Here is a 20633-nt window from a genome sequence, read left to right on the forward strand (position 1 = left end):
AGAGTCGAATCGTGAATGAGGTCGTGATCCCCTCCGTGCTGCAGGACGTTCCCGTCCGTACCCCGGAACTGCGCAAGCAGAACCTGCTCGACCTCGACCGCGAGGGACTGGAGCGCTTCTTCGCCGACACGCTTGGCGAAGCGCGTTACCGTGCCCATCAGGTGATGAAGTGGATCCACCATCGCTACGTCACCGATTTCGACCAGATGACGGACCTCGGCAAGGCGCTGCGTGCGAAGTTGCACCAGCACGCCGAGGTCCTCGTCCCGAATGTCGTGTTCGACAAGCCGTCCACCGACGGGACCCACAAGTGGCTGCTGGCCATGGGCACCGACGGCAAGAACGCGATCGAAACCGTCTACATCCCCGACAAGGGTCGCGGCACGCTGTGCGTGTCGTCCCAGGTCGGCTGCGGTCTGAACTGCACCTTCTGTTCGACCGCCACTCAGGGCTTCAACCGCAACCTCACCACCGCCGAGATCGTCGGGCAGGTGTGGGAGGCGGCGCGCCATCTGGGCAACGTGCCGCACCAGCAACGCCGCCTCACCAATGTGGTGATGATGGGCATGGGCGAGCCGTTGATGAATTTCGACAACGTCGTGCGCGCGATGAGCGTGATGCGCGACGACCTGGGCTACGGCCTGGCCAGCAAGCGGGTGACGCTGTCGACTTCGGGCCTGGTGCCGATGATCGACCGGCTCTCGACCGAAAGCGATGTCTCGCTGGCGGTCTCCTTGCACGCCGCCAACGACACGCTGCGCGAAAGCCTGGTGCCGTTGAACAAGAAATACCCGATCGCCGAGTTGATGGAGTCGTGCGCGCGCTATCTGCGCGGCAACAAGAAGCGCGATTCGGTCACCTTCGAGTACACCTTGATGAAGGGCATCAACGACCAGCCCGAGCATGCGCGCCAGCTGGCCCGATTGATGCGGCAGTTCGACAATGCGGTGCAGTCCAAGGACGCCGGCAAGGTCAACCTGATCCCGTTCAATCCATTCCCGGGCACGCGCTACGAGCGCTCGGGCGAGACCGAGATCCGCGCCTTCCAGAAGATCCTGCTCGATGCGCAAGTGCTGACGATGGTGCGCCGTACCCGTGGTGACGATATCGACGCCGCCTGCGGGCAGCTCAAGGGGCAGGTCATGGACCGCACCCGTCGTCAGGCGGATTTCCTGCGCACCCTGGAAGGGCAGGCCGGGCGAGATGCGGCAGCGTGATCTCGCGTTAATGGCGGCTGCGGCGATCGCGTTTTGCGCGGTTGGCTGCAGTGGTCGCAATGCCAAGGCGGGCTCGGTCCAGACGGTCGAGGAGGTTGCGCAGGTGCATTCATTCCGCGACAGCAGTGCGACCAAGAATCGTCTGGCGGTGCAGGAAAAGCTCGGCCTGGCCAATAACCGGCTGCAGACAGGCGACTATGCCGCTGCCGAAGAGCAAGTCCGTGCAGCCTTGAAGAAGGATCCGCAATCGGTGGATGCCATTGGGTTGCTGGCGCTGATTCAGGGTGCCAGGGGCGATGTCGCCGGCTCCGGTGCGTCCTACCGCCGCGCGGCAGAACTTGCACCGCAGCGTGGCGATGTCTTGAACAATTACGGCGCATGGTTGTGCGCGAACGGCTTGCCCGCCGAAGCGTTGACCTGGTTCGATCGCGCCCTGACCGACAGAAACTACGCATCGCCAGCCTCCGCGTTGGGCAATGCAGGTGGCTGTGCACTCAAGGCGGGACAGCCGCAGCGTGCGTCCGGCGACTTGCGCAAGGCGCTGGAACTGGATCCGCGGAATCCGTACGCACTTGAGTCGATGGCGCGCTCCGAAGCGACCAATCGCAATTATTTCGAAGCGCGCGCCTTTATCGAACGACGGCTTGCGGCTGCACCGGCAACCGCTTCCGTGTTACAACTCGCCATTCAGATTGAGCAAGGGCTAGGCGACAAGGTAGCTGCCAGCCGTTACCAACAGCGGTTGGTCAGGGAATTTCCTGACGCAGCGACCGCCAATTCCGGGGCCAATGCATTGTGATCAGTGATTCCAATCCGAACCCTTTCGAGCAGGAAAAGGGCTGCGGACAGCATTTGCGCGACGCGCGCGAAGCGGCAGGTCTGAGCGTGGACGAGGTCGCCGGCAAGCTGCGTATGCCGGCGCATGTGGTGCGCGCGCTGGAGCAGGAAGAATGGCAGCGCCTGGGCGCGCCGGTCTTTGTGCGTGGTCAGTTGCGCAGCTATGCGCGCCTGCTGCATGTGGACCTGGAGCCGCTGCTGCAGCAGGCGGCCATTGCGCCGATCGAGCCAGTCAAGCTGGTCAGTCATACGCATACGCCGCGGGCGCGGCGCATCCTGGAAAGTACGGCGCGCAAGGCGATGTATGTGGTGATCACCGGCGTGTTCGCGGTGCCAGTGTGGTACGCGACCCGCTCGCATCTGGATGGCAAGCCACCCAGTACGGTATCGCTGGACAGCATGCCGGAAGCGCCCAGGACCGGCACGCCGGCCAACGCTGCAACGCAGCCGGCCAGCGCGCCGCGCGAGCAGCCGGCGCCGTATATCGCGTCGATGACACCCGTGCCGCGGGCCACGCCCGAGGTCGAGACACCTGCAGCGTCGGCCTCAAGTGGCGGCATTCTGTCGTTGAGTTTCAGTGGCGACAGCTGGGTGCAGATTCTGGCACCCGATGGCAGCGCGGTCGAAAAAGCGCTGGTGCGTGCCGGCGAGCGTCGCAGTTATTCGCCAGGGCAGGTCGGCCGCGTCGTGCTGGGCAATGCGTCGGCGGTAGAGGTTCAGCAAGGCGGCAGTATCGTCGATGTGAAACCGTTCCAGCGCGCTAACGTAGCCCGTTTTGCGGTATCCTCCGACGGCTCCGTGGTACCTGCTTCCGAGTGAAGCGGACTGCGGTTTTTCATTTTTCCCTATTGATGTTCCGCGCCTCCGGGATGACGGAGCGAGAGTACGCATGGCGATCGACGATCTGCTGGACGAACACGAACAAGGCGAACGCGTTCGTTCCTGGTTGAGAAAGAATGGCGCGGGACTGATAGGCGGCGTCGTGCTGGGCCTGGCCCTGATCCTGGGCTGGCAGTGGTGGCAGAAGCACACCGCCACCCAATCGGTGGAAGCCAATACCCGTTATGAGGCGGTGGTGAAGTCCATCCAGGGCAAGGACCTGGACAAGGCGGCCAAGGACATCGTGGCGCTCGATGACGGCAAGGGCGGTGTCTACGCCGAGCTGGCTGCATTGCGTCTGGCCAAGGCCCAGGTGGATGCCGGCAAGCATGCCGAAGCGATCAAGACATTGCGCGACGTGCCTGCCGAAGGCGAACTCAAGCAGATCGTGCAGCAGCGCCTGGCGCGCGTGCTGACCGAAAGCGGCAAGCCGGACGAAGCGATCAAGCTGCTGGCCCAGGCGCAGGATCACACCAGCCTGGAGATTCGCGCCGATGCGCTGGTCGTGCAGGGCAAGCCGGATGAAGCGCGTGCGCTCTACGCCAAGGCCCTGACCACGGTGGACGTGGCCTCGCCGCAGCGCCGTTTGCTGGAAACCAAGCTGATGGATGTGGGCGGCAAGGTGCCCGATCCGGCGGAGCCGATTTGATGAAGCAGGTTGATATGTACAAGCGCATTGCATTGATCGCCCTGATGGGCGTGTCGCTGGCGGGTTGCAGCACCGTCAAGGGCTGGTTTGCCGGGAAGGACGCTGCCGCCAAGAAGGCGCAGGAACCTGCCGAGCTGGTCAAGTTCGAGCCGTCGGTCAAGGTCGACAAGATCTGGTCCACCGGCGTGGGTAAGGGCGAAGGCCATATCGGCGTGCGTCAGCGTCCGGCGGTGGCCGATGGCAAGGTGTACGCCTCGGCGATCACCGGCGGCGTGCAGGCACTGGACCTGCAGACCGGCAAGCGCGTGTGGGAATACAAGCCCAAGAAGGAAGAACGCAACGATCGCAAGTTCAAGCAGCGCCTGTCGGGTGGCCCCGGCGTTGGCGATGGCCTGGTGGTGATCGGCACGCTGTCGGGCGACGTGATTGCATTGAACCAGGCCGACGGCACCGAAAAGTGGCGGGCCAAGGTGCCGAACGAAGTCATCGCCGCACCGGCCATTGCACAGAACCTGGTGTTGGTGCGCAGCAACGATGGTCGCGTCAGCGCCTTCGACGCGGCCACCGGCGAACGTCGCTGGTTCCATGCCGAAGAAGGCCCGACCCTGTCGGTGCGCGGCAATGCACCGATCGTGACCGGCCCGGGCGTGGTGTTCGTCGGTAACGACAGCGGCACCTTGAGCGCCCTTGCGCTGCAGGACGGTCGCCCGTTGTGGGAGCAGGCGATCGGCGTGCCGGAAGGCCGCACCGAGCTGGAGCGCATGTCCGATGTGGACGGTGCCCCGGTGCTGGACGGCACCACGCTGTATGCAACCAGCTTCAAGAACGAAACCCTCGCATTGGAAGGCCCGAGCGGCCGTCCACTGTGGACGCGCGATCACGGTGGCGCCGGTGGCGTTGGCGTGTCGTCCGCGGTGGTGGTGGTGTCCGACAACGCCGGCTCGGTGTGGGGCCTGGACAAGAGCAGCGGCGTGGCGATGTGGTCGCAGGCCGCGCTGGCTCGTCGCTCCCTGACCGGTGTGGCCATCCAGGGCGATTACGCCGTGGTCGGCGATTACAAAGGCTATCTGCACTGGCTGAAGCTCAGCGATGGTGCACTGGCCGCGCGCGCTCGCGCTGGACGCGACACGCTGCTGGCGCAGCCGATCGTCGTGGATGGCATTCTGTTGGTACAAAACACCGATGGCGATATCACCGCCTTCCGGTTGGCACAATAAGGACTTCGCGATGCTGCCCCTGGTCGCCCTGGTCGCCCTGGTCGGACGGCCCAATGTCGGCAAGTCCACCATCTTCAATGCGCTGACGCGCACCCGTGACGCGCTGGTCCACGACCAGCCCGGCGTCACCCGCGACCGTAACTACGGGGTCTGTCGTCTCGACGAGGAGCGCCCGTTCATCGTCGTCGATACCGGCGGTATCGCCGGCGACGAGGAAGGCCTGGCCGGCGCCACCGCGCGTCAGGCGCGTGCCGCTGCCGGCGAAGCCGACCTGGTGCTGTTCGTGGTCGATGGCCGCGAAGGTGCGTCCTCGCTCGACGATGAGATCCTGGCCTGGCTGCGCAAGCTGGCGCGGCCAACCGTGCTGGTCATCAACAAGATCGACGGCACCGACGAGGAGACCGTGCGCTCGGAATTCGCGCGCTATGGTTTCTCCGATGTGGTGGCGCTGTCTGCCGCGCATCGGCAGGGCATCGACGAACTGCTCGAAGAAGTCGGCGCACGCCTGCCCGAGGAAGGTGCCGGCGAGTTGCTGGATACCGATCCGGCACGTGTGCGCATCGCCTTTGTCGGCCGCCCGAACGTGGGCAAGTCGACACTGGTCAATCGCCTGCTCGGCGAAGAACGCATGATTGCCTCGGAAGTGCCGGGCACCACGCGCGATTCGATCGCCGTGGACATGGACCGCGACGGCCGCCAGTACCGCTTGATCGATACGGCTGGTCTGCGTCGCCGTGGCAAGGTCGAAGAGGCGGTGGAGAAATTCAGCGCATTCAAGACGCTGCAGGCGATCGAGCAATGCCAGGTCGCAGTGCTGATGCTCGATGCCGGCGAAGGCGTCACCGATCAGGACGCGACCATTCTGGGGGCGATCCTGGATGCAGGTCGTGCCCTGGTGGTGGCGATCAACAAGTGGGACGGGCAGAGCGACTACCAGCGTGCGCAGGCCGAAGACCTGCTGTCGCGCAAGCTGGGCTTTGTCAGCTGGGCCGAGGCAGTGCGGATTTCCGCGCTGCACGGCTCGGGCATGCGCGAGTTGTTCCAGGCGATTCACCGTGCACACGCGTCGGCCACGCACGAGTTCAGCACCAGCGAAGTCAACCAGGCGCTGGAAATCGCCTATGAGACCAATCCGCCGCCGAGCATCCGTGGTCACGTCTCCAAGCTGCGTTACGTGCATCCGGGTGGCGCAAATCCGCCCACCTTCATCGTGCACGGCACGCGCCTGAAGGTGCTGCCGGAGTCCTACAAGCGCTATCTGGAAAACTTCTTCCGCAAGCGCTTCAAGCTGGTCGGCACGCCGGTACGTTTCATCTTCCGCGAAGGTGCCAATCCGTACGAGGGCAAGAAGAACACGCTCACCGAACGGCAGGTGGCGCGCAAAAGGCGGTTGATGAAGCACGTCAAGGGCAAGTAAGCAGGGAACGGTCCGTGCCTGGCGGATGATCGTCAGGTGGAGTGGCCGCAGCGCCTGCAACTGCCGTGGTCGAGTGCCGCGAGCTATGCCAGGAAAGTGCGGTGATTCCTTCTGGCATCTGCACTGACAGTGCCTGGCGTTCTGAGTCGTCGTGGTGCACTGGTATCCTGCGTGCCATGACCGACTATCCCTCCCGCATTCCCTATGCACAGGCGCTGCAGATCCTGCAGGCCGTCGCCGCCAACAGCCGTCCGCCCGACGAGAACATCGCCACCTCGCGTGCCGATGGGCGGATCTGCGCTGCCGATCTGATCGCGCCGCTCGCATTGCCGCCCTTCGCCAACAGCGCGATGGATGGCTTTGCGTTACGGCATGCCGATGTCGCTGGCGGCGATGCGTCGTTGCAACTGGTCGGCGAACAATTCGCTGGCGAGCGCTGGACCGGCACGCTGAGCGCCGGGCAATGCCTGCGCATCACCACCGGTGCGCCGCTGCCCGATGGCGCCGATACGGTCATTCCGAAGGAAGACGCCGATGAGCGCGATGGCGTGGTGCGCTTTCGCACAATGCCTGCGCTGGGGGCCGCGGTGCGCCTGGCCGGCAGCGACGTGCGCGCGGGCGACCTGGTGATACAGAGTGGGCAGGTGTTGACGCCTGCCCGGATCGGATTGGCGGCTGCGCTGGGCCTGTCGCGGCTTGCAGTGGCGCAGCGGCCGACCATTGCGGTGCTGGCCACCGGCGATGAGCTGGTGGAGCCGGGCATGCCATTGGGGCCGGGACAGATCTACAACAGCAACCGCGACATGCTGATGGCGCAGCTGCGCGCACTGGGCTACGCGCCGACCGCATGGCCGACCCTGCCGGACGATCCGCAACGTATCCGCACCATGCTGGAGGACGCGGCTGCGGCGTTCGATGTGGTGATCACCTGCGGCGGCGTCTCGGCGGGGGAAAAGGATTATCTGCCGCAGCTGATCGGCGAACTGGGCCGCATCCACTTCTGGCGCGTGCGCATGCGCCCGGGCATGCCGGCGGTGCTGGGCCAGATCGGCCGCTGCCTGGTGCTGGGCCTGCCGGGCAATCCGGTCTCGGTGCTGGCGACGCTCATCGCCTACGGCGTGCCGTTGCTGGATGGCCTGCAGGGACGTAGCGAGCCGCGCCCGCTGTGGCATGCAGCCCTGGCCAGTCCGTGGGAAAAACGCCACGAGCGCCTGGAGTTCCTGCGCGGGCGGCTGGAGTGCGGCGAAGACGGGCGTCTGACGGCGTTGCCGCATCGTGGTGATGCATCGCATCTGCTGCGTGGCGCGGCCGACAGCAATGCCTTGATTGTGTTGCCCGAGCAGGCGCGGCGCTTCGAGGCAGGCGAGATCGTGCGGGTGATTCCCTACGCGCTTTGATCCCTCGGTGAACCAGGCGCGGTTAGCAAGCAGTACTGCGCTCAACGCCCAGGCGGGCGCGGCTCTGAGCGATGCGGTATGTGCCCTGGTCCTTGATCCATTCTGTTGCTTCCACGTCGTTGGCATCCACCTGCGAACTGGTCGCTACATGTTGTCAGCGATGGCGAGGGGGATGACGACAGTGGAAGACATCGCCCGTCCGTGCAGCAAGCCGTCACAAGGGGGATAGGCGGCGACGAACACCGCTAGGTGTCCGTTTGATTGCCGCTCTCAGCCGATTGCGCTGCCGCAGAACGCGGCGTAATCGGCATACCCGGCGAATGCGACACCAGGCGCGCACACCGGGCAATGCGGGTCGGGTGGCAGACGGATTTCGCGAAACCGCATCGCCAGCGCATCGAAGCTGAGCAAGCGTCCGGTGAGTGTGTCGCCGATACCGAGCAGCAACTTGATCGCCTCGGTGGCCTGCAGCAGTCCGATGACCCCGGGCAGCACGCCAAGCACGCCGGCCTCGGCGCAACTGGGCGCGAATTCGGGTGGCGGTGGCTCGGGAAACAGGCAGCGATAGCACGGCGCATGGCCGCGCCTGCGTCCGGCATCGAACACGCTCAATTGCCCTTCGAACTGCTGTACCGCACCGTAGACCAGCGGCTTGCCGAGTTTGACGCAGGCATCGTTGAGCAGATAGCGCGCAGGAAAATTATCGGCTCCGTCGACCACGACATCCACGTCCTCCAGCAAGGCGTCGACATTGTCGGCAGTCACGCGTGTCTGCAGCGCTTCGACCTGCACGCGTGGATTGAGCGCGGCAATGCGTTGCGCGGCCGAGCTGACCTTTGCAACGCCGACGCTGTCTTCCACATGCAGGATCTGGCGCTGCAGATTGCTGCGGTCCACGACATCGTCATCGGCGATCCGCAGCTGGCCGACGCCGGCAGCAGCGAGATAGAACGCCGCTGGCGAGCCGAGCCCGCCTGCACCGACGAGCAACACGCGCGAACGCGCCAGGCGCTGCTGGCCTTCGAGACCGACCTGCGGCAGGCGCAGATGGCGCGAATACCGCTCGAGAAAATCCTGCTCGTCGGGCGGCAGGGTCGGGCGCACCAAGGGGAGGCCGGCGCTCGTCCACGCGGTGGTGCCACCGAGCACCGAAGACACCTGCGTATAGCCTTGCGCGCGCAAGATCTCCGCCGTGTCTGCCGAGCGCTTGCCGCTCTGGCAGATCAGCACGATCTCGCGCGCCTGCTCCGACAGGTGTTGTGCGGGTGCGGTTTCCAGATCGCGTTGCGCAATCGCCAACGCGCCTTCGGCCTGGCCGCCGGCACGCTCGTGCAGCTGCCGGATATCGATCAGCAAGGCGCCTTGCAGGGCGCGCAGGCGGGCGTTTGCAGGGGAGATGTCATGAGCGCTCATGGCGTCATTGTCGCGCAAACGCCGGCCGTTCGAGGCACAGGATTGCCATGTTGGCGTCAGGCTCACCAGCACGGCGGTAGCCTGGGCACACAAGGAGACCCTCAATGACACCTGATATCGACGCGCAACTGAAACAACTTGCCGATGCATTGCCTGCTATGCGTCGCCAGCATCCGGACAATTTCTGGGATGTATTCCACGCACGTGCAGAGCAGATCACCGCTGCCGCCGACTCGCAGGAGCAGGCGGCGCAAATCGTCAAACGGATCGACGACATCCTGTCTGCCAATCAGTTGGGACCTGCGGATCCCGGCGCCTGAGCCAGCGCTCCTCGATGCGAGGGCGTTGAAGCAAGTAAGCCGGCCTGCGCCAGGTCCGGACACCGTCAACATCGATTGGCAGCAAGCCCGCGCGGCATTGCTGTAGTGTCGGCTTGCCCGTGACATCGCGCAGCGGTGTCATGCATAAATCCTGCCTGGCGACCGCATTTCCTGCATGGAATTGTTTAACGCAACAAGCCGCCATCTCAGCAGGTGTGCGCATCGTTGGGAGTGACAACGATCGACCTGCTGACACACCGTCATGCCCGTCACGTGCAGGGCCGGTGGCAGATCGAGCTCCGAAGCGTGGGCGTACCGTGCCTGATCGCAATGCCGGCGGTCGCGGCCGCCAGGTATTCCAAAGCAGTCTGATGATCAGGGCCCTGTTCGTCGGCCCAGGAGCCAGTTGCACAATGCACTGTCGTTGGACGTAGCAGCGCCGAGAAAGAACGCCGTACGACCTTCACGCCATGTGAGGCGCTGTGCGTTGCAGCAAGGTTTCCTCTCCGTCTTTCGACACCGGTGCGACGAACGGGTCACGCGACGAGGTCCAGCATGGATGCACATCCTATTTCTGGAGATTCACATGAAGCTACGTCCCCCGATGTATGCGGCGCTGACCCTGTGTTTAGGCGTCGCCGCTGCTGCGCATGCACAAAATGCAACGCAGGCCGGCATGCCCGCCACCACACAACAGGCGGGCAACGACGCCCCGAGCGCGAAGGAGCGTGAAGCACTGGGCACCCTGAGCGCCATCAACATCAGTGAAATCAACGCGGCCAATCTCGCGCTCCAGAAGCAGGTGCAAGGTGGCGTGCGCGACTATGCGATGCAGATGGTCAAGGAGCATACCGAGAACAACCAAAAGCTGGCCAAGTGGTCGCCGGACGTGTCTGCTGCCGGTGCCAAGGCGCAGATGAGCAAGGGCAAGACCGAGCTGGCGATGTTGCAGAAGCTCGACGCCAAGGCCTTCGAGGCCGCTTACGTCACGGCAATGGTCAAGGACCATACCGACGCATTGTCAGCACTGGACAAGCAGCTGATCCCGGCGGCCAAAACGCCGCAGGTGCTGGCGCATCTGCAGACCACGCGCCGCCATGTCGCCGAGCATTTGGCGGCTGCCAAGACCTTGCAGGCCGGCGCCAAGGATGCTGGACGCTAAGGCATGCCCGCATTGCCGGCAAGCGCGGTTGCCGCTGCTGAAGACGTCATGCAAGGCATGCGTCGCCTGATCATCCACGCCGAGCCGCACCAGATCCTGGATGCGTGGTGCGATGCCAATATGCAGCAACGCATCCTGCATGGAGTGGCCGAGCTGATCGCCGGCGATGGTCATGCATCGCGTTGGGCATTGCAGTCAACTTGGTGTGGGCGTGGAGTTGTCGCGTTACAACGTGGTGAGGCGCGCTTGGGGGAATCGGTGCGTTACCAGGTTGATGGCGGTCGCGGCTTGCAGCTTGGCGTGCTGCTGCATGCGCAGGCCATGCCTGCGGGCGAGGGCAGTTGCGTCACGTTGCGCCTGCAAGGCGCAGATGGATGGGTGCGCGCTTGGCCATCGGTTGAGCGCATGCAGCGTGCCCGGTATCTGTTGATGGGCAAGGCATTACGGCGTCTGCGTGGCTGTATGGATGGGTGAGATCGCGTCCGCTTGTCAGTAGCTTGTCGATGGACGTCGAGTGACCGGCCGCCCGATTGCGCTACAACGGGCGGCCAGGTTTTGAGGGTGTCAGTCGGGTGAAGTCTTTGCGTCGACCACCCCGGCAATCGGTTCGGCATTGGCGAAGTGCGGCCGCAAGGCATCCACTCCGTGCTGCGGCTTTGCCAGCGGGGTCAGGTCCTGGCGATTGGCGCGACGTTGCGCGGTAGAGAAAGTGGCCAGCTTGTCGCGCTGATCGATCAGCGGTTGTTGGACCTCGCCATCGCGATTGAATGACCAGGCTAGCATCGGCTCGCCCAGCGGCAGTACATCGCCCGCTGCGGTGCCGTTGCGCGAGTGCCAGGTATGCCAGGTCTTGCCATAACTGTTGAGCTTGCTGCGCATCAGCTCCTTTTCGGCGACCAGTGGCAGGTTGGGCGCGGACAGTTGGCCCGACAGGATTTCGCCATTGTGCGGATGCCAGAAGCTGCGCTCGTGCTCCGGCAATTGCGCAAACACTTTTTCGGAAATGATGTACTCGATGCCGGTCAGGTTGGCACGCTCGGTATTGCCATCGTAGAGCGCGCATTGCGCCAGGTCTTCATTGACCTGATTGCAGTAGTGATGCGCTTCCATCTGTACATCCGGTGCGTCTTTCATCGGATGAAAACCCACCAGGTAGATGTCGAGCTTGCCGACCGGCCCGGTCGGTTGCAGGACCCTGGCGCCAGCTTCCAGCACATTGGTCCTGGCGCTTTCAGGCGCGCCGGGTGGGGTGACCGACGGCGGGCTGCGCGAACAGCCGGCGCACAGCAGAGCAATCCACAGCGCGGACTGTCGCATGCGATCTCCAAAGATGTGAATGGTGGGCCCCAGGCTACGGAGGCTGATGGTCTGCGAGGCGTGAGTGCAGGTGCCGGTACGTGGCGGAGCTTCACCCCGCTTGAGCATCTGCTTAATGCCATGCCGGCGATGCTGTTCCATTACGCTCATCTGGCCGTTCGCCCATGCCCGCCACCACCCGCAAGATCGCGACATTCAACGTCAATGGCATCACTAGCCGGCTGCCGCACTTGCTGGAATGGTTGCAGCGCGAGCAACCGGACATCGTCGGCTTGCAGGAACTGAAAGCCACGCAGGACGCCTTTCCGGAACAGGCGATCCGTGATGCCGGGTACGGCGTGATCTGGCAGGGCGAGAAGTCGTGGAACGGCGTGGCATTGCTGGCGCGTGGCGCCGATCCGGTGGAAATCCGTCGGGGGTTGCCGTGGGGCCCTGGCGATACGCAGAGCCGCTATCTGGAAGCGGCAATTCACGGGGTGGTGGTGGCCTGCCTGTATCTACCCAACGGCAATCCGCAGCCCGGGCCGAAGTTCGACTACAAGCTGGCATGGTTTCAACGCTTGATCCGGCATGCCAGGACGCTGGTGGACCTGCCGCACCCGGTCGCACTGATCGGCGACTTCAACGTGGTGCCGACCGATGCCGACATCTACGACCCAAAAGGTTGGCGCAAGGATGCACTGCTGCAGCCGGAGAGCCGCCAGGCGTATCGGGCGCTGCTCGACCAGGGCTGGACCGACAGCCTGCTTGCCGTCCACGGCCAGACGCCGATCTACACCTTCTGGGACTATTTTCGCCAGCATTTTGCGCGCGATCGCGGCCTGCGCATCGACCATCTGCTGCTCAATCGCACCCTGGCGCCCGGGCTGCAGGATGCCGGCGTGGACAAGTGGGTACGTGCACTGGAAAAGGCGAGCGATCACGCGCCGACATGGATCAGCGTGCGTGTGCCGGAAGCGGTAGCCAAGCCAGCAACCGAGGCCAAGGCTGTGCTTAAGCCGCGGAAGCGTGCCGTGGCGAAGGCGCCCCCGGTCCGCAAGCCGACAGCGAAGACGGCGTCCAAGACCGGGACGAAGAAAACGCCAACGCGGCCTGCTACCAGGAAGTCAATCGTACCCACCAAGCCGCGCAAGCTGGCGAAGAAAAGCGCTGAGTAACGCGGCAGGGCTAGCCGGTTCTGCGTGCGTGGTGACGCTCGATCCGACGCTGCTTGATCCGGTGCAGCACATGCCCGGTGAGGGCCGTCAGCAGGATCAGTACATTGCTGACGATAAACACCGCATTGCCGACCAGGTAGCTGTAGAGGATGAACAGCACCGAGGCGCTGATCTGGCCGATGAATAGCCAGCGCGACACACCGTGCGCTGCGTCCGAGCGCCATTGCTTGTAGATCTGGCGGATCAAGGTGGCAATCAGGATGGTACTGGCGAGCCAGCCCACAAGGTCAACGGGTTGCATGCGGCACGGATACCGTGGGGAACTGCGCGCAATAGTGCGATGCGCTGTGTGGGCAAGGCGTTCTAGCGGCTTCAAGCGATATGCGCCATCTGTGAGACAAGATTGCGCATGCGGCAGGACGCGGCGATGCCGCGATCGCCACGCCTGTACCAGCCGCGCCGGGGGCCGGTATCCTAGCCAGGTCATCCATCGCTCGACCGTGCCTTGCTCATGATCAGCTACGCCGACGCACTTGCGATTGTCCATCAGCAGATCGCCGTGCTTGCCGGCGAGTGGGTGGATAGCGCCGAAGCCGAAGGACGTGTGCTGGCGCAGGCGTTGTCGAGCCCGGCCGAGTTGCCGGCGTTCGACAACAGTGCGATGGATGGATTTGCGTTGGTCACGGCCGGCTGTGGCGCGGTCGCCGGCAGCGAACACATGATCGGTGGCAGCGTTGCCGCAGGCGAAGATGCGGGTGGCATCGCGGCAGACAGCGCGTGGGAAATCATGACCGGCGCCGGTTTGCCTGCCGGTGCCGATGCAGTGGTGCCGATCGAACAGGTGGACGTGCTGGCGCATGATGGCGCGCGGCCCAGCCGCATCCGCCTGCGCGCCGACCTTCGCGCCGGTCAGCATATTCGTCGACGCGGAGAAGATGTGGCCTTGCATGATTGCGTGATCGAGGCCGGTACCGTGCTGCGGGCGGCGCACCTGATGCTGTTGGCCGCGCTGGGCTGTGCGCGTGTGCAGGTGGTGCGGCGTCCGCGTGTGGCCCTGATTGCGACCGGCCGCGAGCTGGTCGGCGATCCGGCGCAGCCGCTGCAGCCTGGACAGATCCGCGATGGCACCAGCAGCTATCTGCTCAGCCAGCTGCGTGCAGCCGGTGCCGAAGTCGTGTGGCATGGACAGGTGGGCGATGACGCTGCCGGCTTCGATCTGGCGCTTGCGCAGGCGCGCACTGCAGGCGCCGATGTGATTCTGAGCACGGGCGCGGTGTCGCGCGGTCGCTACGATTTCGTGCCGGATGCCTTGGCACGGCATGGCGCGGCGGTGCTGTTCCACAAGGTTGCGGTGCGACCGGGCAAGCCGGTGTTGCTGGCGCGCTTCGAGCACGGTGCGCTGTATGTCGGCTTGCCGGGCAATCCGATGGCCAGCGCCGCCGGGCTGCGTTTTTTCGTCGAGCCGGCATTGCGCGGCTTCCTTGGCATGCCGGCCGAGCGCGGCTTGCAGGTTGCGCTGGAGACGCCGATGCAGGCACGGCCACTCTGGCGGCAGCACCTGCGCGCACATTTGACCTGCAGCGCTGCGGGCACGCTCTGCGTGCAGATCCTGCCGCAGCAGGAGTCGTTCCGCGTGGCGCCGCTGTTGCAGGCCAATGTGTGGGCGGTATTGGAACCGCAGGACGCTGGCGCCGCGCCCGCTACGACGGCGCAGGTGTTCGGACTGGGCCATCTGCAGCCGGCCGCACCGGCGCTTGCGCTGTGAGCATGCACTTGCATGTAGTGCGATGCAGTGCCGACGAGCAGGCGGCATGACCGCCACGCCTGCGTGGACGGGTGTGGTGCTGGCCGGTGGCCTGTCCTCGCGGATGGGGCGGGACAAGGCGCTGTTGCAGTGGCACGGCCGTCCATTGCTGGAGCACATGCAGGCCTTGTTGCGCGATGCCGGCGCGCGCGATGTGGTGATCAGCGGCGATCGCCCGGGCTATGCCGGGATTGCCGACGTGCAGCCGGACCTGGGGCCGCTTGGCGGCCTGGCCAGCGTGATCGATCGGCTGGCCGATGCAATGACACTGGTGGTGGTGCCGGTCGATATGCCGCTGCTTTCCAGGCCATTGCTGGAGCGACTGCTGGCCCCGCCACATCAGCGTTGCGTTGCCTTCGACGAGCAGATGTTGCCGATGCGTCTGTACGTGGATGGTGCTGTGCGTGAGGCGCTCGCTGCGCTGATGGCCGGCGCCGGGTCGTCGCGCTCACTGCGCGCCCTGCAGGCCGCATTGCAGTGCCATCGCGTGGCTGTCACCGCCAGCGAACGCGCCGCGTTCGTCAATTGCAATACGCCCGAGCAGTGGAGTCAGCTCATCCATGAAAATCCAGATTGAAGGTCAGCAGCTGCGCTTTCGCATCGACGAAGCCGAATTGGCCGAGTTGCTTGCCGGGCGTAATGTCGAGAATCTGAGCCGCTTGCCGAGCGGGCAGGGCGCGCGACTGGTGCGCCACAGCGTGAGCCTGACCGGCGGTCACGCGGCCTGCAACTGCGCCACCGACCATTGGCAGTTGTCGGTGCCGCGCGATGCGTTGGAAGACCATGCACGGCAATTGCCCAGCCGCGAGGGATTGCGCTTCAGCTTCGACGCCGGTGCTGGCCATGCCGAACAGACGGCGTTGCAGGTGACCTTCGATATCGATGTGCGCGACAGTGCGCGCAAGCGCTTTCCGAAAGCCTGAGGTGGCGGTGGCCGCGCGCGCGCACCGCTTATGCGTCAGCTTCAAGCCGCGCAGCAATGCCGGGCACACGCTCGCATGCCAGGCCACGCGCCTGCAGCGCGGCATCGATTGCGGCAGCATCGGCATCGCTGTAGCCGGCGCCGCTACGCAACGCGACCACGTGCAGGCCTTCGGTGGCCAGTTCCAGCAATAGATCGTGTTGTGTAGCGGCATCGTGCGGCAAGCCGCGGCGTGAGGCATCGCGCCTTGCCAGTTCCAGCACTGCATCGGGGATGTCGTCGCCGATCAGCAGGACGTCGGCGAGATTCATCGCACGCAGCGCCTTGAGGGTGAGCAGGCCGGGATCGCCCGGGCCGGTGCCGACCAGTTGCACGCTGCCACGTGCCGGCACCGCGCCGGCATCGTCCAGCGCAGCGATGAAGGCGCTTTCGGCCGCGTCGTCGTTGCCGGCCTGCAGCAGCAGCGGCACGTTGCCGTCGATGACGCGGTCGAACCAGCGCCGGCGCCGATTCATGTCGGGAAACTGGCTGCGGATACGCTCGCGGTGACGCGCAAACAGGCCGGCGAAGCGGCCAACCGAGACATCCAGTTCACGTTCCAGCCGTTCGCGCAGGCGGCGCGCCAGCATCGGTGCGGCGCCGGCGGAGGAAATGGCGATGACCAGCGGATCGCGGTCCACGATGGCCGGCACCTGATAGGTCGACAGCTCCGCATCGTCCACCACATTGACCAGGCGCTGACGCGCACCGGCGGCAGCGGCGACACGTTGATTCAACGCGCCATCGTCGGTGGCGGCGACCACCAGCCATACGTCATCGATCCAGGCCGGATCGAACTGGCCGCCCAATTGTTCGAAACGGCCGGCCTGCATCAGTTCCGCCAGTTCGGGCGAGAGCGCATGCGCGTACAGGCGGATGTGCGCGCCGGCCTTGAGCAGCGCCAGCACCTTGCGCGTGGCGACCTCGCCACCGCCGATGACCAGCACGGCGCGCGCCTGCAGGTTTGCGAACAACGGGAACAACGGCATCAGACGTACTCCGAAAGGATGGCTCGCATCGACGGCATGTTGCATGGCACCATCAGGCCACGTCCACGCCTCGCTGCCGCCAATGCGTGTCTTGCTGGTCAACGATACCGAAAAGCCGATCGGCGAACTGCGTCAGGCATTGACGCGCGCCGGCTATACGGTGCTCGACGATGTGGCATCGGTCGGTGCCTTGCTGCTTGCGGTGCAGAGCCAGCAGCCGGATGTGGTGGTGATCGATGTCGACTCGCCTTCGCGCGACACCCTGGAGCAACTGTCAATGCTGCATGCCCATGCGCCGCGCCCGGTGGTGATGTTTTCCGGCGATGGCGACGATGCCTTGATCCATGCGGCCGTCGGCGCAGGCGTCACTGCCTATGTGGTCGATGGCCTGGCACCGGCGCGGCTGGCGCCGATCGTGCAGGTGGCGCTTGCGCGGTTTGCGCAGGAAAGCAGCATGCGCAAGCGCCTGGACGATGTGCAGCAGGCACTGCAGGACCGCAAGCTGATCGATCGCGCCAAGGGCCTGCTGATGGAAAAACGCGGCCTGAGCGAGGCCGACGCCTATGCGGCGCTGCGCCAGCAGGCGATGAAGCAGGGCGTCAAACTGGCCGAAGTGGCGCGACGCATCGTGGCCATGGCCGAGTTGCTGGGATGACCACATGAGCCAAGCCGACCTTCCCGTACTGCGCGTGGCCTATATGCCGCTGATCGATTGCGCGCCCCTGGTCGCGGCGCAGCGGCTGGGCCTGGACCGTGTGCATGGGCTGCAGTTGCACTTGCAACGGCAGGCCTCATGGGCCGGCGTACGTGACCGTCTGCTGGCCGGCGAGGTCGATGCTGCGCATGCCCTGGCCAGCCTGGTCTATGCGATCGACCTGGGCATTGCCGGGCCGCAATGTCCGATGGCGCTGTTGCTGACGCTCAATCACAACGGCCAGGCGATCACGCTGGCGCCCGCGCTCGCGCAGGCCTTGGCCGATGGTCAGACCTTGCCGCAGGCGCTGGCCAGCCTGGGTCGTCGCGCCGTGTTTGCGCAGACCTTTCCGACCGGCACGCATGCGCTGTGGCTGTACTACTGGCTGGCCGCGTGCGGTGTGGACCCGATGCGCGAGGTGGAGGTGCTCAGCATCCCGCCGCCGCAGATGCCGGACGCCTTGGCCAGCGGCCTGGTCGATGGCTATTGCTCCGGTGAGCCATGGGCCGCGGTTGCGCAGGCGCAGGGCAGCGGTCGCCGTGTGATCCGCAGTGGCGAGCTATGGGCCGGCCATCCGGAAAAAGTGCTGGCCTGCCGGCGCGAATTCGCCGCGCTGCAACCCGAGTTGGCCGAACGCCTCACCGCCTGTGTGCTGGACGCCTGCCGCTGGCTGGATGCGGAACCGGCAAATCGCGCGCAGTGCGCGCAGTGGCTGGCCGAGCCGCAGCATATCGGCGTGTCGGCTGCGCATCTGGCGGCCTGCCTGGATGCCGATGCCGATGCGAAGGCATCTGCGAACGATGGGACGGCGCTGGCCTTTCACCGCGATGGCGCGGTCAACATGCCATGGCTATCGGACGGCGAGTGGTTCCTGACCCAGTTCCAACGCTGGGGCTGGCATGACATCCAGGAAGACGACATCGCGCGGCTGCGCGACATCCACCGGTTGGACAACTATCGGCGCGCGGCTGCACGCATCGGCGTGGCCGTGCCGGAGGGCGATCACCGCAGCAATCGGTTGTTCGATACGCCCTGAGCTTGGCTGACAAGAGGGTCATGCGGCCAGCCAGGCCGGAGTGCATTGGCTGGATGCATTGGATCGGGCAGAAGCGGAAGCAGCGGCAAAAATTACAACGGCAACGGCAACGGCAACAGCGCGAGGCATGTGGTCTGCCGTCTGGTTGCAGGGCCCTTGCCCGCCCACCATCGCAGGATACGCCGCAAGTACGTCCTTGTAGGCTCCGGCGCGGCATCCATGCCGCTCAGGGTCCCGCGACGGTGAGCGGGCAAGGGCCAGTCGAGATGGTCGGTGTGCATGGCAAGAGCGGTGCTGGATGCGCCTCGTTCGATCATGAAGCATCGGCTCCATGTCTGATGCACGCCACAATACAGACAGCTTTTCAACTAAGCGCCGACCAACTGTCTGGCGCGGTGTCCTCGCCGGTTGCGGGACCGTGTGGCGGCATGGATGCCGCCACCGAGCCTCCACGGATGGATTCACGGCGTGTCCCGCAAGCGGTGAGGGCATCGCGCCCTCGACTAGCCAAGCTTTGACCTAAACATTTGACTGCATCTAATAAGGACACCGCACCCTTGTAGTGCACCAGATGTATTCGGCGCTCTTAGCCATGCGATGGGGGTAGGGCGCGCACTGACCGACGCACGCTATTGGTGCATCGGCGCACGAAAGCCGGGAACGGCACGCTGCATTCGTTCCTCGACAGATCGTTGGCGAACTTCAGGCATCGCAAGAAAGCCAGCATTTTCCAGTAACTTGCAGCAGCATGATGCCCGGGTGCGCAAGTTGGCACGTTGATTGCTTGGCACTCACGTGCAGGTGCAACGGCGTACCTGCAACAACACGCACACGATGCAGCGGATCAACGGCGATCCGCACGCATCCAGGACAACGGCGTCCTTCCGGTTTTACCGGAGGGGCGCCGTTTTTTTTTTGGCCATCGCATTCGAAGAGGTCTCTATGCAGCGCTCGTTCTGGCGATCCGGGCATACGCCCACCTTGTTCGCATCCTTCCTGTATTTCGACCTGAGCTTCATGGTGTGGTATCTGCTCGGTCCGCTGCAGGTGCCGATTGCGCAATCGCTGGGACTGGATACGCAGCAGCGCGCCTTGATGGTGGCGGTGCCGATCCTGTGCGGCGCCGTACTGCGGCTGGCGCTGGGCATGCTGGCCGACCGTATCGGTGCCAAGCGTGCGGGCGTTGCCGCACAGCTTGCGGTGATCGCGTCGTTGTTTGGTGCCTGGCAGTTCGGCGTGTCTAGCATGGGGCAGGTGCTGCTGCTGGGCGTGTTGCTCGGCATTGCCGGCGCCTCGTTCGCGGTTGCGCTGCCGCTGGCCTCGCGCTGGTATCCGCCCGAGCATCAGGGCACTGCCATGGGCATTGCCGGTGCAGGAAATTCCGGCACCGTATTGGCGGCGTTGTTCGCACCGATGCTGGCATTGGCGTTCGGTTACCAGAATGTATTCGGACTGGCGTGCATCCCGTTGCTGCTGACGCTGATCGTCTTTGTCTTGATTGCGAAGGAGGCGCCTGCACCGGTCGCACGCAAGCGCTGGTCCGACTACGGCCGCGTGCTGGTGGGCAACCGCGATGCCTGGCGTTTCATGTTTTTCTATTCGGTGACCTTTGGCGGTTTCTCCGGGTTTGCCAGCGCGTTGCCGGGCTACTTCCACGACCAGTTCGGCTTCGATGCGCGCACTGCCGGCTGGGCGACCGCTGCCTGCGTGCTGGCGGGGTCGGTGATGCGCCCGTTGGGCGGCGTGATTGCGGACCGCGTTGGTGGCACGCGTGCCTTGCTCACGGTCTATCTCCTGGTGGCTGCGCTGGTGGGCATCGCAGGTGTCGGTGCGGGCGGTGCGATGGTGACGCTGGCCTTGTTCGTGCTGACCTTGTTGTGCCTGGGCGCCGGCAATGGCGCGGTGTTCCAGCTGGTACCGCAGCGGTTTGCGCAGGACATCGGCGTGATGACCGGCTTGATCGGCATGGCCGGCGGCATCGGCGGGTTTGCGCTGGCTGCGGGCCTGGGCGTGCTCAAGCAGCACACCGGCAGCTACGCGATCGGCATGTGGGTGTTCGCTGCGTTCGCACTCGGTGGTTGGGCGTTGCTGGCCGGGGTCAAGACGCAGTGGCGTAGCGAATGGTCCAGCGCCGGCGCGGCGCGGGTCTGACATGTCGACAGGAAAC

Annotated in this window: 21 protein-coding genes; 17 read left to right on the forward strand and 4 right to left on the reverse strand. The window is 65.0% G+C overall.

Translation table 11 applies throughout. The features are described 5' to 3' along the window. The first annotated feature begins 11 nt into the window (after window positions 1–11). The 7 genes from rlmN to LL972_RS07530 all read left to right on the forward strand — a co-directional run bounded on the left by rlmN (window position 12) and on the right by LL972_RS07530 (window position 7613). Window positions 12–1217 carry a 23S rRNA (adenine(2503)-C(2))-methyltransferase RlmN gene (gene rlmN / locus LL972_RS07500; protein ID WP_429002127.1) on the forward strand — a complete coding sequence of 402 codons (1206 nt, stop codon included), beginning with the start codon at window positions 12–14 and terminating at the stop codon, window positions 1215–1217. 10 nt (window positions 1218–1227) lie between these two features. Next, window positions 1228–2016: a type IV pilus biogenesis/stability protein PilW gene (gene pilW / locus LL972_RS07505; protein ID WP_228327103.1), complete on the forward strand. Its 789-nt coding sequence runs from the start codon at window positions 1228–1230 to the stop codon at window positions 2014–2016. Then, window positions 2013–2873, forward strand: coding sequence for a RodZ domain-containing protein (locus tag LL972_RS07510; RefSeq protein ID WP_228327044.1), 861 nt, complete (start codon window positions 2013–2015; stop codon window positions 2871–2873). The genes pilW and LL972_RS07510 overlap by 4 nt, the downstream gene beginning before the upstream one ends. A 70-nt stretch (window positions 2874–2943) precedes the next feature. Further along, a complete protein-coding gene (locus LL972_RS07515; protein ID WP_228327045.1) occupies window positions 2944–3582 on the forward strand; it encodes a YfgM family protein in 639 nt (212 codons plus the stop codon). Then, complete coding sequence (gene bamB / locus LL972_RS07520; protein ID WP_228327046.1) at window positions 3582–4799, forward strand: outer membrane protein assembly factor BamB; 1218 nt, start codon at window positions 3582–3584, stop codon at window positions 4797–4799. Before LL972_RS07515 ends, bamB begins: the two co-directional genes overlap by 1 nt. Window positions 4800–4818: 19 nt before the next feature. Then, on the forward strand, window positions 4819–6216 hold the full coding sequence (gene der / locus LL972_RS07525; RefSeq protein ID WP_429002128.1) for a ribosome biogenesis GTPase Der: 1398 nt from the start codon (window positions 4819–4821) through the stop codon (window positions 6214–6216). Window positions 6217–6392: 176 nt separating this feature from the next. Further along, the gene (locus LL972_RS07530; protein WP_228327048.1) at window positions 6393–7613 is read left to right on the forward strand and encodes a molybdopterin molybdotransferase MoeA; all 1221 of its coding nucleotides are present in this window, start codon (window positions 6393–6395) and stop codon (window positions 7611–7613) included. Between the two features lie 270 nt (window positions 7614–7883). Here the strand turns inward: LL972_RS07530 and moeB are convergent, their stop codons facing one another. After that, window positions 7884–9026, reverse strand: coding sequence for a molybdopterin-synthase adenylyltransferase MoeB (gene moeB / locus LL972_RS07535; protein ID WP_228327049.1), 1143 nt, complete (start codon window positions 9024–9026; stop codon window positions 7884–7886). 104 nt (window positions 9027–9130) lie between these two features. Here moeB and LL972_RS07540 point away from each other — a divergent pair, with 104 nt between their 5' ends. The 3 genes from LL972_RS07540 to LL972_RS07550 all read left to right on the forward strand — a co-directional run bounded on the left by LL972_RS07540 (window position 9131) and on the right by LL972_RS07550 (window position 10982). Further along, window positions 9131–9346: a hypothetical protein gene (locus LL972_RS07540; RefSeq protein ID WP_228327050.1), complete on the forward strand. Its 216-nt coding sequence runs from the start codon at window positions 9131–9133 to the stop codon at window positions 9344–9346. A gap of 586 nt (window positions 9347–9932) precedes the next feature. Beyond that, on the forward strand, window positions 9933–10508 hold the full coding sequence (locus LL972_RS07545) for a DUF4142 domain-containing protein (RefSeq protein WP_228327104.1): 576 nt from the start codon (window positions 9933–9935) through the stop codon (window positions 10506–10508). A gap of 3 nt (window positions 10509–10511) precedes the next feature. After that, window positions 10512–10982, forward strand: a complete 471-nt coding sequence (locus LL972_RS07550) for a hypothetical protein (RefSeq protein ID WP_228327051.1) — start codon at window positions 10512–10514, stop codon at window positions 10980–10982. A 90-nt stretch (window positions 10983–11072) separates the two neighbouring features. On the opposite strand, the gene LL972_RS07555 is transcribed toward LL972_RS07550, so the two are convergent. Continuing rightward, entirely contained in the window at window positions 11073–11825 is a 753-nt protein-coding gene (locus tag LL972_RS07555) for an OBAP family protein (RefSeq protein WP_228327052.1), read from the reverse strand. Window positions 11826–11989: 164 nt separating this feature from the next. On the opposite strand from LL972_RS07555, the gene xth reads away from it, so the two are divergent. Then, window positions 11990–12982: an exodeoxyribonuclease III gene (xth, locus tag LL972_RS07560; RefSeq protein WP_228327053.1), complete on the forward strand. Its 993-nt coding sequence runs from the start codon at window positions 11990–11992 to the stop codon at window positions 12980–12982. Between the two features lie 10 nt (window positions 12983–12992). Here xth and LL972_RS07565 read toward each other — a convergent pair whose 3' ends face one another. Continuing rightward, window positions 12993–13283: a hypothetical protein gene (locus tag LL972_RS07565; RefSeq protein WP_228327054.1), complete on the reverse strand. Its 291-nt coding sequence runs from the start codon at window positions 13281–13283 to the stop codon at window positions 12993–12995. Between the two features lie 210 nt (window positions 13284–13493). On the opposite strand from LL972_RS07565, the gene LL972_RS07570 reads away from it, so the two are divergent. The 3 genes from LL972_RS07570 to LL972_RS07580 are packed head-to-tail and all read left to right on the forward strand — an operon-like array spanning window position 13494 to window position 15709. Next, window positions 13494–14747, forward strand: coding sequence for a molybdopterin molybdotransferase MoeA (locus LL972_RS07570; protein WP_228327055.1), 1254 nt, complete (start codon window positions 13494–13496; stop codon window positions 14745–14747). A 46-nt stretch (window positions 14748–14793) separates the two neighbouring features. Then, the gene (locus LL972_RS07575) at window positions 14794–15363 is read left to right on the forward strand and encodes a molybdenum cofactor guanylyltransferase (protein ID WP_228327056.1); all 570 of its coding nucleotides are present in this window, start codon (window positions 14794–14796) and stop codon (window positions 15361–15363) included. Beyond that, a complete protein-coding gene (locus tag LL972_RS07580) occupies window positions 15347–15709 on the forward strand; it encodes a hypothetical protein (RefSeq protein WP_228327057.1) in 363 nt (120 codons plus the stop codon). Before LL972_RS07575 ends, LL972_RS07580 begins: the two co-directional genes overlap by 17 nt. A gap of 28 nt (window positions 15710–15737) precedes the next feature. Here the strand turns inward: LL972_RS07580 and LL972_RS07585 are convergent, their stop codons facing one another. Continuing rightward, on the reverse strand, window positions 15738–16736 hold the full coding sequence (locus LL972_RS07585) for an NAD(P)-dependent oxidoreductase (RefSeq protein WP_228327058.1): 999 nt from the start codon (window positions 16734–16736) through the stop codon (window positions 15738–15740). An 82-nt stretch (window positions 16737–16818) separates the two neighbouring features. Between LL972_RS07585 and LL972_RS07590 the strand changes: the two genes are divergently transcribed. The 3 genes from LL972_RS07590 to LL972_RS07600 all read left to right on the forward strand — a co-directional run bounded on the left by LL972_RS07590 (window position 16819) and on the right by LL972_RS07600 (window position 20617). Then, the gene (locus LL972_RS07590; RefSeq protein WP_228327059.1) at window positions 16819–17391 is read left to right on the forward strand and encodes an ANTAR domain-containing response regulator; all 573 of its coding nucleotides are present in this window, start codon (window positions 16819–16821) and stop codon (window positions 17389–17391) included. A gap of 4 nt (window positions 17392–17395) precedes the next feature. Beyond that, window positions 17396–18466, forward strand: coding sequence for a CmpA/NrtA family ABC transporter substrate-binding protein (locus LL972_RS07595; protein WP_228327060.1), 1071 nt, complete (start codon window positions 17396–17398; stop codon window positions 18464–18466). Between the two features lie 981 nt (window positions 18467–19447). Continuing rightward, window positions 19448–20617, forward strand: coding sequence for a nitrate/nitrite transporter (locus LL972_RS07600; RefSeq protein WP_228327105.1), 1170 nt, complete (start codon window positions 19448–19450; stop codon window positions 20615–20617). The last annotated feature ends 16 nt before the right edge of the window (window positions 20618–20633 follow it).

The organism is Xanthomonas campestris pv. asclepiadis (assembly GCF_020784175.1).
Classification (GTDB): Bacteria; Pseudomonadota; Gammaproteobacteria; order Xanthomonadales; family Xanthomonadaceae; genus Xanthomonas; species Xanthomonas campestris_D.

Excerpts from the sequence above, each read along its gene's own strand:
- pilW (WP_228327103.1), top strand. The coding sequence starts at position 1,228 with ATGGCGGCTGCGGCGATCGCGTTTTGCGCGGTTGGCTGCAGTGGTCGC.
- LL972_RS07530 (WP_228327048.1), top strand. The coding sequence starts at position 6,393 with ATGACCGACTATCCCTCCCGCATTCCCTATGCACAGGCGCTGCAGATC.
- LL972_RS07565 (WP_228327054.1), bottom strand. The coding sequence starts at position 13,283 with ATGCAACCCGTTGACCTTGTGGGCTGGCTCGCCAGTACCATCCTGATT.
- LL972_RS07590 (WP_228327059.1), top strand. The coding sequence starts at position 16,819 with ATGCGTGTCTTGCTGGTCAACGATACCGAAAAGCCGATCGGCGAACTG.
- LL972_RS07545 (WP_228327104.1), top strand. The coding sequence starts at position 9,933 with ATGAAGCTACGTCCCCCGATGTATGCGGCGCTGACCCTGTGTTTAGGC.
- LL972_RS07570 (WP_228327055.1), top strand. The coding sequence starts at position 13,494 with ATGATCAGCTACGCCGACGCACTTGCGATTGTCCATCAGCAGATCGCC.
- moeB (WP_228327049.1), bottom strand. The coding sequence starts at position 9,026 with ATGAGCGCTCATGACATCTCCCCTGCAAACGCCCGCCTGCGCGCCCTG.
- LL972_RS07585 (WP_228327058.1), bottom strand. The coding sequence starts at position 16,736 with ATGCCGTTGTTCCCGTTGTTCGCAAACCTGCAGGCGCGCGCCGTGCTG.
- bamB (WP_228327046.1), top strand. The coding sequence starts at position 3,582 with ATGAAGCAGGTTGATATGTACAAGCGCATTGCATTGATCGCCCTGATG.
- LL972_RS07555 (WP_228327052.1), bottom strand. The coding sequence starts at position 11,825 with ATGCGACAGTCCGCGCTGTGGATTGCTCTGCTGTGCGCCGGCTGTTCG.
- LL972_RS07515 (WP_228327045.1), top strand. The coding sequence starts at position 2,944 with ATGGCGATCGACGATCTGCTGGACGAACACGAACAAGGCGAACGCGTT.
- xth (WP_228327053.1), top strand. The coding sequence starts at position 11,990 with ATGCCCGCCACCACCCGCAAGATCGCGACATTCAACGTCAATGGCATC.
- LL972_RS07595 (WP_228327060.1), top strand. The coding sequence starts at position 17,396 with ATGAGCCAAGCCGACCTTCCCGTACTGCGCGTGGCCTATATGCCGCTG.
- LL972_RS07575 (WP_228327056.1), top strand. The coding sequence starts at position 14,794 with ATGACCGCCACGCCTGCGTGGACGGGTGTGGTGCTGGCCGGTGGCCTG.
- LL972_RS07550 (WP_228327051.1), top strand. The coding sequence starts at position 10,512 with ATGCCCGCATTGCCGGCAAGCGCGGTTGCCGCTGCTGAAGACGTCATG.
- LL972_RS07540 (WP_228327050.1), top strand. The coding sequence starts at position 9,131 with ATGACACCTGATATCGACGCGCAACTGAAACAACTTGCCGATGCATTG.
- LL972_RS07580 (WP_228327057.1), top strand. The coding sequence starts at position 15,347 with ATGAAAATCCAGATTGAAGGTCAGCAGCTGCGCTTTCGCATCGACGAA.